The sequence below is a fragment of the Arthrobacter sp. Hb9-2 genome (assembly GCF_059091165.1).
Genome location: NZ_JBNHGJ010000010.1, coordinates 67,088 through 80,173, shown reverse-complemented (window position 1 = coordinate 80,173; position 13,086 = coordinate 67,088). Strand labels below are relative to the sequence as shown.

16 protein-coding genes are annotated in these 13,086 nt (G+C 65.5%); 9 read left to right on the top strand and 7 right to left on the bottom strand.

Going from position 1 to position 13,086, the window contains the following annotated elements; genetic code table 11:
- Positions 1–28: 28 nt before the first annotated feature.
- On the top strand, positions 29–859 hold the full coding sequence (locus AC5RV1_RS08165) for an HAD-IIA family hydrolase (protein WP_104043233.1): 831 nt from the start codon (positions 29–31) through the stop codon (positions 857–859).
- A 7-nt stretch (positions 860–866) separates the two neighbouring features.
- On the opposite strand, the gene AC5RV1_RS08160 is transcribed toward AC5RV1_RS08165, so the two are convergent.
- From AC5RV1_RS08160 to pyrE, 4 genes are all read right to left on the bottom strand, one after another.
- Complete coding sequence (locus tag AC5RV1_RS08160) at positions 867–1,907, bottom strand: alpha/beta fold hydrolase (protein WP_493994148.1); 1,041 nt, start codon at positions 1,905–1,907, stop codon at positions 867–869.
- 69 nt (positions 1,908–1,976) lie between these two features.
- Positions 1,977–2,618, bottom strand: coding sequence for a hypothetical protein (locus AC5RV1_RS08155; protein ID WP_493946222.1), 642 nt, complete (start codon positions 2,616–2,618; stop codon positions 1,977–1,979).
- A gap of 85 nt (positions 2,619–2,703) precedes the next feature.
- A complete protein-coding gene (locus AC5RV1_RS08150) occupies positions 2,704–3,471 on the bottom strand; it encodes a GAF and ANTAR domain-containing protein (RefSeq protein WP_493946221.1) in 768 nt (255 codons plus the stop codon).
- A 120-nt stretch (positions 3,472–3,591) separates the two neighbouring features.
- Complete coding sequence (gene pyrE / locus AC5RV1_RS08145; protein ID WP_493946220.1) at positions 3,592–4,176, bottom strand: orotate phosphoribosyltransferase; 585 nt, start codon at positions 4,174–4,176, stop codon at positions 3,592–3,594.
- A 74-nt stretch (positions 4,177–4,250) separates the two neighbouring features.
- Between pyrE and nadE the strand changes: the two genes are divergently transcribed.
- Positions 4,251–5,105 (top strand): NAD(+) synthase, encoded by an 855-nt coding sequence (gene nadE, locus AC5RV1_RS08140; RefSeq protein ID WP_493946219.1) that lies wholly within the window; start codon positions 4,251–4,253, stop codon positions 5,103–5,105.
- A 20-nt stretch (positions 5,106–5,125) separates the two neighbouring features.
- On the opposite strand, the gene AC5RV1_RS08135 is transcribed toward nadE, so the two are convergent.
- Positions 5,126–5,920, bottom strand: a complete 795-nt coding sequence (locus tag AC5RV1_RS08135; protein WP_493994147.1) for an IclR family transcriptional regulator — start codon at positions 5,918–5,920, stop codon at positions 5,126–5,128.
- A gap of 180 nt (positions 5,921–6,100) precedes the next feature.
- Here AC5RV1_RS08135 and AC5RV1_RS08130 point away from each other — a divergent pair, with 180 nt between their 5' ends.
- Genes AC5RV1_RS08130 through AC5RV1_RS08120 form a run of 3 tightly spaced genes read left to right on the top strand, consistent with a single transcriptional unit; the run spans position 6,101 to position 8,740 of the window.
- Positions 6,101–6,829, top strand: a complete 729-nt coding sequence (locus AC5RV1_RS08130; protein ID WP_493994146.1) for a CoA transferase subunit A — start codon at positions 6,101–6,103, stop codon at positions 6,827–6,829.
- 28 nt (positions 6,830–6,857) lie between these two features.
- Positions 6,858–7,553, top strand: coding sequence for a CoA transferase subunit B (locus AC5RV1_RS08125; protein ID WP_493994145.1), 696 nt, complete (start codon positions 6,858–6,860; stop codon positions 7,551–7,553).
- Positions 7,550–8,740 (top strand): acetyl-CoA acetyltransferase, encoded by a 1,191-nt coding sequence (locus AC5RV1_RS08120; RefSeq protein ID WP_493994144.1) that lies wholly within the window; start codon positions 7,550–7,552, stop codon positions 8,738–8,740. The genes AC5RV1_RS08125 and AC5RV1_RS08120 overlap by 4 nt, the downstream gene beginning before the upstream one ends.
- 10 nt (positions 8,741–8,750) lie before the next feature.
- Here AC5RV1_RS08120 and AC5RV1_RS08115 read toward each other — a convergent pair whose 3' ends face one another.
- On the bottom strand, positions 8,751–9,458 hold the full coding sequence (locus AC5RV1_RS08115) for an ankyrin repeat domain-containing protein (protein ID WP_493946214.1): 708 nt from the start codon (positions 9,456–9,458) through the stop codon (positions 8,751–8,753).
- 9 nt (positions 9,459–9,467) lie between these two features.
- On the bottom strand, positions 9,468–10,037 hold the full coding sequence (locus tag AC5RV1_RS08110) for a GlcG/HbpS family heme-binding protein (RefSeq protein WP_493946213.1): 570 nt from the start codon (positions 10,035–10,037) through the stop codon (positions 9,468–9,470).
- Between the two features lie 207 nt (positions 10,038–10,244).
- On the opposite strand from AC5RV1_RS08110, the gene AC5RV1_RS08105 reads away from it, so the two are divergent.
- The 4 genes from AC5RV1_RS08105 to AC5RV1_RS08090 all read left to right on the top strand — a co-directional run bounded on the left by AC5RV1_RS08105 (position 10,245) and on the right by AC5RV1_RS08090 (position 13,055).
- A complete protein-coding gene (locus AC5RV1_RS08105; protein ID WP_493994143.1) occupies positions 10,245–11,501 on the top strand; it encodes a sensor histidine kinase in 1,257 nt (418 codons plus the stop codon).
- Positions 11,498–12,124: a response regulator gene (locus AC5RV1_RS08100; RefSeq protein ID WP_493994142.1), complete on the top strand. Its 627-nt coding sequence runs from the start codon at positions 11,498–11,500 to the stop codon at positions 12,122–12,124. Before AC5RV1_RS08105 ends, AC5RV1_RS08100 begins: the two co-directional genes overlap by 4 nt.
- Positions 12,125–12,256: 132 nt before the next feature.
- Positions 12,257–12,460 carry a cold-shock protein gene (locus AC5RV1_RS08095; RefSeq protein WP_013599688.1) on the top strand — a complete coding sequence of 68 codons (204 nt, stop codon included), beginning with the start codon at positions 12,257–12,259 and terminating at the stop codon, positions 12,458–12,460.
- Between the two features lie 211 nt (positions 12,461–12,671).
- Positions 12,672–13,055: a hypothetical protein gene (locus AC5RV1_RS08090; RefSeq protein WP_493946210.1), complete on the top strand. Its 384-nt coding sequence runs from the start codon at positions 12,672–12,674 to the stop codon at positions 13,053–13,055.
- The last annotated feature ends 31 nt before the right edge of the window (positions 13,056–13,086 follow it).

Genomic DNA, 13,086 nt, shown 5'->3' with positions numbered 1-13,086 from the left:
CGGGCTTTCATCACCGGCGGAGGTAGGCATGGCAGAAGCGGACAAGGTTAAAGGGTCACCATCGGTATACCGCAGCGGGCAGGACATCGAGTGCTGGCTGACGGACATGGACGGCGTCCTGGTCCACGAAAACCAGGCGGTGCCCGGCGCCGCCGAGCTTATCCAGCGCTGGGTGGACACATCCAAGCGCTTCCTGGTGCTCACCAACAACTCCATCTTCACGCCACGCGACCTCGCCGCGCGGCTGCGCGCCTCCGGGCTGGAGGTTCCCGAGGAGAACATCTGGACCTCAGCCCTTGCCACCGCGCAGTTCCTCAAGAACCAGGTGGAGGGTTCTGGGTCCGGGAACCGCGCCTACACCATCGGCGAGGCAGGATTGACGACGGCGCTGCACGAGGCCGGCTTTATCCTCACCGACCAGGACCCGGACTTTGTGGTGCTGGGCGAGACCCGCACGTATTCCTTTGAGGCCATCACCATGGCCATCCGCCTGATCCTGGCCGGGGCACGGTTCATCGCAACGAACCCTGACGCCACGGGCCCGTCCAAGGACGGGCCCATGCCTGCTACCGGCGCCATCGCGGCATTGATCAGCAAGGCCACCGGCCGCGAGCCGTACATCGTGGGCAAGCCCAACCCGATGATGTTCCGCTCCGCCATGAACCAGATCGACGCGCACTCCGAAACCACCGCCATGATCGGGGACCGGATGGACACGGACATCATCGCCGGTATGGAAGCCGGGCTGCACACCGTCCTGGTCCTGAGCGGCATCACCAAGCGCGAAGAGATCGGTTCGTATCCTTTCCGGCCCAACCAGGTGTTGGATTCCGTTGCTGACCTGAAGAACCAGATCTAGGACCGCCCTAAAAGACCGTCACCCGCGATCCGCCCCGGGGCAGCGGGAAGTTCTCGTCAAGGAGCTCTTCAAGGATGGGGCGGTAGATGTTCGGGTTCCACCCGGGGCTGGCGTGGGCGGGTACGGCCCCTTCCGTCTGTAGCTCGCTGGGGACCATGTTGTTCTTGAAGGCAACCGCCCAAGCTCCCACGGCTGTCTGGTAGCGCACGGTGCGGTCCCGGGGGTTGCCGATGTAGGCCATTTTGGCGTCGCCTATTTTGTCGGTGAACCGGGTGCCGTCAAAGTGGTAAATGTAGGCAGACTCCGACTGGACGAGCAGGCTGGACGGTGCGATGGGCGAGAGCTGTTCGAGTGTCTGGTCAAGGATCTGGCGCCACGTCCGTTCGTCTTTGTGAATGACGCGCTCCCCCAGTTCGTACCCGCCGCGGAAGGTGGACGGGAACCGGAAACCCCTTTCGTACAGGAACACCACGCCGTCGAACCAGCTTTGGTCCAGGACGTCGTGCTTGCTGTACGGGCTCGAGTCCAACACGATGAATTCCACCCCCACCCCATGGAGCTCCAGCAGCCGGGCGGCCACCTGGGTGGCCACCATTCCACCGAAGCTGTGCCCGTAGAAAAACAACTTGGTCAGCTTTTGGGCGCGGACGTGCTCGATGACGGCGATGACGATCTCATCGATGTCCAGGCCTAGGTTGGAATAGCCGACGGCGGCGAGCCTGGCGCGCTTGTTCAGCGTGCCCCGGAGGGAGTTCAGGATCCACTGCCCCTCCTCCCAGCTGGTTTTATAGCCGGGGAACAGGAACCAGCTGGCGTCGGGGTAGTACACATCAGCGAAGTCGTCGGGAACAGGGAGGATACGGTTTACCTGGCGGGCGGACTGCACCTGGCGGGTGACCAGCATGTCTGCAGCGAGCAGGCCTGACATGCCTGCCCCGGCAAGGAATCCCCGGCGTGAAAACTGTTTGAGGGCAGCGGCCTCCTGCAGCAGCCGGGCTCCAGAAGCGCCGCGCCTGTCCTGCGGATTTACTTCCCCCTCATATGGCACACCACTACCGTAGGCACACTGGAAGTCACCGTCGCAAGAAGCCGCCGGTAACCTTTCAGTGACGTCGTATCAGCTGGCGGCCTGTCCTTCGGCTGCCGGAATGGGGGCCGCGGTGTCCTGCTGGCGGCGCAGCATCTCGTGCCCGATGTCGTCGTACCTGGCCAGCAGGTCCAATCCCGGGAAAGCTGCCGGGTTGTCCAGGAGAGTGAAGAGGGTGTCGCTGGCAAGCAGCAGCTCCTCATCCGTGTACTCCTGCAGCGCGCGCCCGCACAGCACCTCAAACTCCGTGAGATCCAACGGCAGGATTCCGGCGTCGCCAGGAGCGGCAGCCGGGTAGCCAACGGCGCCATTGTCCAAAACGGCACCGGCGGAGAAGCCGTCAAGAAGGGTCAGGGCCTGTTCGGGCGCAGCAGCCCATTCCACCCCGGCGGGCGAGAGATCAAGGGACACCCCTGCGCCGTAAGTCCCTGGCAGGATGCTGGTGTCAATGGCGTTGAGGTCACTGCGAAGGCCCGCGAGCGCTAAAGACTCCACCATGGCTGCGCGGGAAAGCTCTACGCGGATGTGCGAGCGGATCCCTGTTTTCCTGATCCGGCGGATGATCTGGACCAGGCCCGGCCGGGAGTCCTGGTTCAAACTCCCACGGACATCGATGCAGACAATGTCGGCAGGGACATCGAGGTTAACGAAGGCGTTTAGTGCGCGGTCCATAGGTACTCCAAAAGAGGGTGTCTATGGCCGACGGCTCAACCTCGGTAAGCGTAACCTCCAGCACGAGTAAGGCACAAGCCGTTGGTCACGCGGTTTGGCCGGTTTGCCGCTGCCCGGGCTCCTGGTAGTGCGTGCGCGTACCCGAACCCCCGACCGAGTCCACCAACGATTTGGCGATATCCCGCAGCTTGGTGTTGCTGTTACTGGAGGCCTCGGTGAGGATGCTGACCGCCGCCTCCTGGCTGCACCTGTTCTGTGCCATCACAATGCCAACGGCGATGTCGATGATGGTCCGGGATTCCAGGGTTGCCCGAAGATTTGCAGCGCTGTCCGTGTGAAGCGAGAACCTCACCGCGAGCCTCAGTGCCTGCGAAATTTCCCGTGTGTAGCCACGGGCCTTTGCAGTGGCACGGTCATCAAATTTATGGGGGACTTCGGAATACAGGTTCAGGGCAGCTCTCGCCTCGCCCTGCAGGTTGAAGGGCAGCGACAGGACTGACCGCAGTCCGTGCGATGCCACCGCTGACGCGTAGTCCGGTCCCCAGCGGTCCTCCTCGAAGAGGTCCGGAACGTGGACTTCGCGTTCCTCCTCCGCCGCAGTCAGGCAGGGGCCCTGGGACAAGGAGTACTGGATCTCATCCACTTCCCGCGCAGAGTCGCTGCTCCAGCCAATCGTTGCCGCCTTGCGGTCCCGGAGCAGGGTGATGCCACAGAGTGCGTCATCGCCGTCGCCAGCCATCTGATGGGCGGAGAACCGGGCCAGTTCGTTCAGGAAGTCCTCGAAGTCGGCACTTTCCAGAATGAGGTTCTGGATCTGGTCGGTCGCGCTTAAGGACTGTTGAGGGGGGAGCATCGTGCACGTTCTCCGTACAGGGGAGTTAAGGGGATAACGCAAATGATAGGCCAGCCCTGCCTCCCGCTCCAACATCAGGGCACGGGCACGGTGTGTGCCCGGGCCCCAACAACGGCGGGTCTAGGAAAGCCCGAGCTCATCCTTGCCGAAGGCGAACAGGTAGGGGACGCCGGTCTCCGCTTCGATCTTTTCCTTGGCCCCGGTGTCCCGGTCCACGATGACGGCGACTGCCACAACGTTGCCGCCGGCTTTGCGGACCCCTTCCACGGCGGTCAGCGCCGAGCCGCCCGTGGTGGAGGTGTCCTCCAGGACAAGCACCTTGCGGCCTTCCACGGACGGGCCTTCCACCTGCCGGCCCATGCCGTAGGACTTCTGGGCCTTGCGGACCACAAACGCGTCAACGGCCCGGCCGGCGTCTGCGGCAGCGTGCATCACCGCGGTACCAACAGGGTCGGCCCCCATGGTGAGTCCGCCTGCGCACTCGAAGTCGATCCCGGCGTCGTCCGCCAGGGCCAGCATGACCTGTCCCACCAGCTTGGAGGCCTCGTGGTGCAGCGTAATGCGGCGGAGATCAATGTAGTAATCGGCTTCCGCTCCGCTGGACAGGATGACCTTGCCGCGGACAACGGCGAGTTCCTTGATCAGTTCGAGCAGGCGGGCGCGGGCGGCTGCAGCGTCTACTGCAGTCTCACTGGGGGAAGTCATGGACTCCAGTTTAGTGGGGGCCGGCCGGTGTGGATGCTTGAGGCCGATTGACAGGGCTGGCTAGGCTGGACCACATGCGCGAACTCCAGGCCAGGATCATTGAAGAAATGGGCGTTCAGCCCCGGATCGACCCCGCCGGGGAGGTGCGCAAGCGCGTCACCTTCCTGAAGGACTACCTGAAAGCCACCCACACCAAGGGCTTCGTCCTGGGCATTTCAGGTGGCCTGGACTCGTCCCTGGCCGGAAAACTGGCCCAACTGGCAGTCGAGGAGCTCGAGGCCGAAGGTGTGGACGCGAACTTCGTGGCCGTGCGCCTGCCCTATGGCGTCCAGCATGACGAAGAAGACGCCCAGGCTGCCCTGGACTTCATCCAGCCCAAAACCGAGTGGACGTTCAACATCTCGGCGGCGGTGGATGGCTTCGAGGATGAATTCGAGAAGACCGTGGGCTCGGAAATCTCCGACTTCCACAAGGGCAACACCAAGGCACGCACCCGCATGATCGCCCAGTATGCCCTGGCCGGGGAACACAACTACCTTGTCCTCGGCACCGACCACGGCGCGGAGTCCGTCACCGGCTTCTTCACCAAATACGGCGACGGCGGCGCAGACATCCTTCCGCTGTTTGGGCTGAACAAGCGGCAGAACCGCGCCTTGCTGGCCGAACTCGGCGCTCCCGCCCGCGTCTGGGAAAAGGTACCCACCGCCGACCTGCTGGACGACAAGCCGGGCCGCACCGATGAGGACGAGCTGGGCCTGACCTACGACCAGATCGACGATTACCTGGAAGGCCGGGACGTCCCTGAATCCGTTGCCGCGCTGATCGAAGAGAAGTACCTGCGGACCCGGCACAAGCGCACCGTCCCCGTCACCATTTTTGATACCTGGTGGAAGCACCAGGGGCCCGAAGAGCCACGCGTAGGGCTCTAGGAATTCAGCTGTGTAGGAATTCAGCGCGGCCGGCGCCCCTTCCCGTCCCCGCTGAGCTGCTGGGTGATCCGGTGCGCCTCGGCCATCAGGAGCCCGCCCAGCTCCTCCTGCCGCTCGGGCTTGAAGCGCGGTTCGATCCCGGTGAGGGAAAGGGCCCAGGCGGGCCTGCCTGAGGCATCAAACACCGCGGCGCCCATTCCCCAGCTGCCTTCGAGGACCAGCCCCGGATTCACCGAGTAGCCCAGCAGCCTGGTCTGCGCGAGGTTGGCCCGGACGAGTTCCTCCGTGTGCGCAGTGGCGAAAGCACCTGCGTGTCCAGCCCACCCCTTCAGCAACTCCTCCTGCTCGGCCTCGGGCAGGAACGCCATGATTGCGGTGCCCGCAGAGGCCACACCGAGGGGGAACCGGACGCCCTCGTGCAGCACAAAGGACCGGACCGGGAAGCTCCCCTCCTCACGCAGCAGGCATACCGTCTCGGAACCGCGGCGGATGGAGAAGAAGGCACTCTCACCGGTGGCCTCGGCCAGCCTTCGGAGGCTGGGCCGGGCAAGGTCCTCCAGCGGAAACCGCGCGGCAGCCACCGACCCCATGAGGAGCATTTCCGGGCCCAGCACCCAGTTCCCGCTGCCGGCGTCGTGATCCAGCAATCCCTCCGACGCGAGGGAGGAGAGGAGCCGGTGGACGGTGGGCCTGGTGAGGCCCGATTCCCTCACCAGCGCGGACAGCGGCAGCCCCTCTGCACTGCGGCCAACAAGCCGCAGCAGTCCGGCGATGCGGCTGACCACCTGGGCGCCCTGTACTGGCAAATTAGTCACTTAACCCTCCGGTCTTCCACATTATGGACTCCTGCAATGCTACCGTCCACACTGTAAAACCAGCAGTGTAAGCCCGATTTTCCGGGCTTGACAGGCCTTTCGCAGCGCCCGTAGTGTCCTTTCCCAAGCCCCGCGTCCACAAAATGGACCCCATCGCGGGATTCTCAATGAGGAGGCGCCATGTCCAAACTTCAGCCAGCAGCCGCAGTCGCCCTGGAGGGCGCACTGCAGGACGGCATCACCCTTGCCGTGGGCGGATTCGGCCTGAGCGGAATTCCCGCGGACCTGATCGAGGCCGTCCGCGATTCCGGCGTGAAGGACCTGACAGTGGTCTCGAACAACATGGGAGTGGACGGGAAGGGCCTCGGCATCCTGATCGAAGCGGGCCAGGTCCGCAAAGTCATCGCCAGCTACGTGGGCGAAAACAAGCTCTTCGCCGAGCAGTACCTGGCCGGCAACCTGGAAGTGGAGTTCACGCCGCAGGGAACCCTGGCCGAGCGTCTCCGCGCCGGCGGCGCCGGCATCCCCGCCTTCTACACCAAAACCGGTGTGGGCACCCTGGTTGCCGAGGGCAAGCCACACGAGGTGTTCGACGGCGAAACGTACGTCCGCGAGCGCGCCATTCGGGCCGACGTCGCGCTTGTCCACGCCCACACCGCAGACACGGACGGAAACCTGATCTATCGCTACACCGCCCGGAACTTCAACCCTGTGGTTGCAACCGCCGGCCTCCTGACCATCGCGGAGGCCGAGGTGATTGTGGAACCGGGCCAACTGGATCCCAACCACATCGTCACGCCCGGCGTGTACGTCCAGCGCCTGGTGCAGGCCAGGGACCGCGTCAAGGACATCGAGCAGCGCACCGTGCGCCCCGCAGCACGCCGCACTGCCGAGACTGTTCCGGCCTAACCCCCACTACCCATTCAAGGAGACCCCCATGGCCTGGACCAGGGATGAAATGGCTGCCATCGCAGCCGAAGAACTGAACGACGGCGATTACGTTAACCTCGGCATCGGGATCCCCACACTGGTGGCCAACAACCTGCCCGACGGCGTCCGGGTTGTGCTGCAGAGCGAAAACGGACTGCTCGGCATGGGACCGTTCCCCTACGAGGGCGAGGAGGACGCCGATCTCATCAACGCCGGCAAACAAACCGTCACGGTGCTGCCGGGCGGGAGCATCTTCGATTCCGCCACCTCCTTCGGCATGATCCGGGGCGGCCACGTCAAAGTAGCCATCCTCGGGGCCATGCAGGTCTCCGGCAACGGTGACCTCGCCAACTGGACCATCCCCGGCAAGATGGTCAAGGGCATGGGCGGCGCCATGGACCTCGTGGCCGGAACGCCCCGCGTGGTGGTTCTCACCGAGCACAATGCCAAGGACGGCAGCGCCAAGATCGTGAGCGAGTGCACTCTGCCCCTGACGGGCCTTGCGGTGGTGGACCGGATCGTCAGCGACCTCGCGGTCTTTGACCTCTACAGGACGGACGACGGCGGGCGGCAGCTCACGCTGACCCGCCTCGCCCCGGGCGTCACCGTGGAGGAGATCCGGGAAAAGACGGAAGCCGGATTTACCGTCGCCCTGGATACGCCAGCACCGGCAACCAACGCCCTGGAAGGAGCCACAGCATGAGCCTGCAGGAACAGTTCGGCAAGGATGTCCTGCTGACAGGCTGGGGACACAGCCGCTTCGGAAAACTGACGGAGGAAACCCTTGAGTCCCTCATCGTCCAGGTTGCCACCGAGGCCATCGCGAACGCCGGGATCGAGCCCGGCCAGATCGACGAAATCTATCTCGGCCAGTTCAACTCGGGCATGATGCCGCTGGCCTTCCCGTCGTCGCTGGCGCTGCAGGTCTCTGCAGATCTGGCGAACGTTTCCGCCACCAGGGTGGAAAATGCCTGCGCCTCCGGTTCCGCTGCGTTCCAGCAGGGCACCAAGTCCCTGCTGGCGGGCACGGCGAAAACGGTGCTGGTGATCGGCGCCGAAAAGATGACCCATGCCGGAGCCGACGTTGTAGGCGCGGGGCTGCTGGGCGCAGACTATGACATGGCGGGCAAGGCCTCCACCACCGGCTTCACCGGGCTCTTTGCCGAGGTGGCGAAGCACTACGGGAAGCGGTACGGCGACCGCACCCTGGGTGACGTCCTGGGCAGCATTGCGGCGAAGAATCACCGCAACGGCGTGGACAACCCCTACGCGCAGCTGCGCAAGGACCTGGGCGAGGACTTCTGCCGAACGGTCTCGGACAAGAACCCCATGGTGGCCGAGCCGCTGCGCCGCACCGACTGCTCCCCCGTGTCCGACGGCGCCGCCGCCGTCGTGCTGTCCAGCTCCCCGACCGGCGGTGCCACTGCACCTGTGCGGCTGGCAGGCTTCGGCCACGCCAACGACTTTTTCCCCGCCTCGCGCCGGGACCCGGTTGCCTTCAACGCCACCCGGGTGTCCTGGCAGCGCGCACTGGAAATGGCCGGCGTCGGGCTGGAGGGCCTGGACTTCGCGGAAGTGCACGACTGCTTCACCATCGCCGAACTGCTGATGTACGAGGCGATGGGCCTGACAGAACCGGGCCAGGGTGCCCGTGCCATCGAGGAGGGCTGGGTGTACAAGGACGGCAAGTTGCCCGTCAACGTTTCGGGCGGCCTCAAGGCCAAGGGCCATCCCGTGGGAGCCACCGGGGTATCACAGCACGTCATCACAGCCATGCAGCTGACCGGGACCGCAGGCGGCATGCAGCTCGCCAACCCCCGCCGCGCCGCGGTCCAGAACATGGGCGGCGTGGGCATCGCCAACTACGTCAGCGTCCTCGAGGCTGTGTAGCGGATCGAAGTCAATCCCGGGCGCGAAGCAAAGCGGCGATGTCCGCGAAGCCCAGCCGTTCGGCGTTCTGCAGTGCTGTCCTTCCCTGCGGATCCCTGATGTTGGGGTCGGCGCCTGCTGCCAGGAGAAGCCGGACCACTTCCTGCTGCCTGGGCCCGCCGTTGTTCAGCAGGATGGCCTCCTGCATGGCAGTCCAGCCCAGGTTGTTGACATGGTTCACCGGCACTCCTGCATCGATCAGGATCTGCACCGTCTCCACGTGGCCGTGTTCGCTGGCCGGAATAAGGGCTGTCCCGCCGTACCGGTTGGTGCTCGCGACGTCGGCCCCGGCGGCCAAAGTCAGCCGGAGCACCTCATTGAATCCTTCGGCCCCCGCGTAGAGGAAAGCCGAATCCTGGATGGCGTCCTTGGCGTTGACATTGCCCCCACGGGCAATCAGTTGGCTGACCAGCGGCGCGTTGTTGGCCTTGGCTGCGGCTATCAACTCCTGGTCAACCTGCGCCTGCGCTTCAGCGGGGAGCGCAGGCGGCGTGGTGGCTGGTGCAGCCGGGGCGGGGGACGCCGGGGACGCGGGGGATGCCGGGGACCCTGCGGACGGTAGGGCGTCCGCAGGGTCCAGGACCGACGGCGGAGGGGACCCCGACTGCTGCGGCTCCCCCGGACCCGCCTGGCACGCGGTCAGGATAAGCGCCACAAACAGGGCCCCGAACCACCTCATGCGCTTAGCCTACTGAGCGGAACCGGCGGTAGCGATGGCGTCCGCACCGGCTGCAGCACAGGCCTCATCCAGCGCGCCATCGGGAGCGCCGCCGACGCCGATGCCGGCCACCGAAACCCCGTTCACCTTCAGCGGGACGCCGCCCGCCAGGAAAAGGGTGCCGGGGAGGTCGGCGATGCTGGGTCCGGTTCCGTTGATTCGCTTTGCCAGTTCACTGGTGGGGGTTCCAAAGGCGGCGGCGGTGTAGGCCTTCTGCTGTGCGGCTTCAATGGTGTGCTCGGCCGCGTTGTCGCCCCGAAGCAGCGCCTGGACAGTCCCGAAGCGGTCCACCAGGGCCACCGTCACAAAGGGAAGTTTGTCAGCCTGGCATTTGGCCAGCGCCGCTTGCACCGCCTTGGCCGAGGCGCCGACCGAGATACGGTTCTGCTGCACCACGTTCTCCGGTACGGGCTGGATGTCGGCAGCAGGGACGGCAGTGGGAGCGGAACCGGCGCCAGCATTGGCGGCAACCGTTACCCCGGCGGTGAGGGCCAGGGCGCTGGCTGCTGCGGCGGCAAGAACTTTCGTGGACTTCTTCATGCTGATTCCTTTGCTCGGAGCCCCACATTCGGAGCGGGGTTCGTTTCATCCCCAATCCTTCCGGGACTCCTGCTGCCTGCCATCGGGCCTTTGGCTGTAGCGTCCTGCTCCAATAGGCCAGCCGTATCAGCCAAAAGGTTGAGAGACGGTGCACGTGCCGGGGCAATAGCATGGTGGGTAGCATTCCCCACCGGAACCGGAATTCCCATGCCTCCCCACGCCAGCGCCGCCCCGGCCGCATCCTTCCCCGACTCGATCGCTCCCGGCGGGACCGGCGCGGACGGGACCAGGGCGTCCACCAGCACCGCAGCCCGCTTCCGCAGCATTGATGCCGCCGTTCATGGTGGCTTCGCCGTCCTGCTGGTGGCGTCCCTTGTCCGGTACGTGATGCGGCACAGCCCCGCAGACAACGTCCTGGTCCTGGGGCTGGCTGCGGCGGCCTGCCTGCTGTACTTTGCCGTTGCCGTCCTTTCATCGCGCGGGAAACCGGGAGCGCCCTGGGTATTCACCCTGGTTGCAGTGTGGGCCGTCCTGGTCATTGCGGCGCCGAGCTTTGCCTGGTGCTCGTTTGCGCTTTTCTTCCTGTGCCGCAGTGCACTGAGCGGTGCAGCCGCGTACGCAGCGGCAGGAGCCACCGCTGTTGCCACCGCGGCAGGGCTGTTCCGGCTGAGCAGCGGCACTGACCTTGCCATGCTCCTCGGCCCGCTCGCCGTGGGACTGATGCTGACCTTGATCTACGACAGGATCCAGCACGACGCCGAGGAACAGCGCCGCCTGCACGCGGAAGTCTCCCTCGCCCAAGGGCAACTGGCGGCCAGCGAGCGCCGGGCAGGAACCATCGCCGAACGGGAGCGTGTCTCCCGGGAAATCCACGACACCGTCACCCAGGGGCTGGCCAGCAGCCTGCTCCTGCTGGAGGCAGCCGGCAGGGCGTGGCCCAGTCCTTCAGCCCACGCCGACCTCGGCCAGGCCACTGCGTTGCTCCGGGGCAACCTGTCCGAGACCCGGAGCCTGGTCCATGAACTTGCCTCTCCCGGACTGGACGCGTCGCCCTTGCCTGAGGCCCTGCTTTTCGCGGCCAGGCAGTACGTTCCGGACGCCAGGATCCTGGTCACGGGTGAACGGCGGCCGGTGCCGCCGGATGTGCGCCACGCCCTCCTCCGGGTAGTCCAAAGCGCTGCCTCAAACATCAAGCTCCATGCGGGCGCCGCCACCGCCACCGTAACTCTTGGCTACCTTCCCGACGCCGTCACCCTGGACGTCCACGACGACGGCGCCGGCTTCGATCCTGCGGCGGCAGCACCGCCGTCGGACGCCGGAGGCTACGGACTGCGGGCCATGCGGCAGCGGGTGGAGCAGCTGGGCGGCGTTTTCTCGGTGGAAAGCGCACCCGGCGAAGGGACCATCGTCGCTGCCCAGCTGCCCGCGCCGGCGGAGCCTGCAAGCATGGAGGACCCTGCATGAGCGCCATCACGGTGCTGCTGGTGGACGACCACCTGGTGGTGAGGAGCGGGCTGCGGGCCCTGCTGGGCACCCAACCTGATATCGCCGTCGTCGCCGAGGCAGCCTCCGGGGAGGAAGCGCTGGAACGCCTGGAACAGGACGCCGTCGCGGTGGTGGTGATGGACCTGGCCATGGGCGCGGGCATGGACGGGATCGAGGCCATCCAGCGGATCCGCGAGCGCAACACAGGGCAGGCCATCCTGGTGTTCACCACCTACGACTCCGATGCGGACATCGTGCGGGCAGTGGACGCCGGCGCGATGGGCTACCTGCTGAAGGACGCCGCACCTGATGAGATTTTCGCTGCCATCCGCGGGGCAGTCCAAGGCAAGAGCGTCATGAGCGCCCCGGTGGCATCGCGGCTTTTCCAGCAGTTGCGCAACCCCGACGAAATCCTCACTCCGCGCGAGGCCGAACTGCTCAGCCTCCTCACGCAAGGCCTCAGCAACCGGGAACTCGGACAGCGCCTCTTCATCTCGGAGGCCACGGTCAAGACCCACCTCGCCCACATCTACGCCAAGCTGGGAGTGGAAACCAGGGCCGCTGCCATTGCCACCGCAATCCGCCGCGAGGGCATGCGCTGACGACACTTTATTGTCGTTACCCTTGCATGGTTGGCGTTGGCCCCGTACGTTGGGGACTGCGGGGGACGTTCTCCGCGCACCTCGGGCCGGTGGCCCGGGGAGAGAATCAGAGTCACACGAAGGAATGCAGCCATGGCAACAGGCACAGTTAAATGGTTCAACGCCGAAAAGGGTTTTGGCTTCATTGCCCCCGATGACGGGTCCGCTGACGTTTTCGCCCATTACTCAGCAATCGCCAGCAGCGGATACCGCTCACTCGATGAGAACCAGAAGGTTGAATTCGATGTGACCCAGGGTCCCAAGGGCCCGCAGGCAGAGAACATCCGCCCGCTCTAAGGCTTCGGCTTCCCTCCCGCACCTGCAGGAGGAATGTCGCCACAGCAGCGGCCTCTCCAACGTCAGTTGGAGGGGCCGCTGTTTTTGTGTCCCCTGCTTCTGCTTGGTCAAGGACATCGGTGAACGTCGCGCAGGGCTTGGTGACCTGGCTCCCGTCCCCGTTCCCTGGCCCCTCTCCCTATCCCTGGGCGGGTGCTGGGATACTTGGACTATGACCGGACAGCACCCGGACAACGTTCCGGGCAACGACCCAACGAAGGATCCGTGGGAAGAGTTCGACAGGCTTCCGCCTGCCGCGCCGGACCGCGTTCCCGGACAGCCCGGCGGAGAGCCACAGGGTTTCGGTTTCCGGACCGGCGTCCGCAGTGCGCGCGTTGCCGTCGGATTTGCCGTCTACACCCTGGTGCTCGGGACAGTGCTCGCGCTCGCAGGCTGCGTCGTTTTTGTTGCCGAGGAACAATGGTTGCTTGTGGCGCTGATGATCCTTATCGAGGCAGTCTTCATCTTCGCCTTCACGCGCCTGGTCGCCCAGGCCCGCGCCCGCTCGCCCCGCACCCGACCACTGCGTAACCGATACCCCGGGAAACCGGCTTGACCTTGACGCTGCGTCAACCCCTACGCTCGAA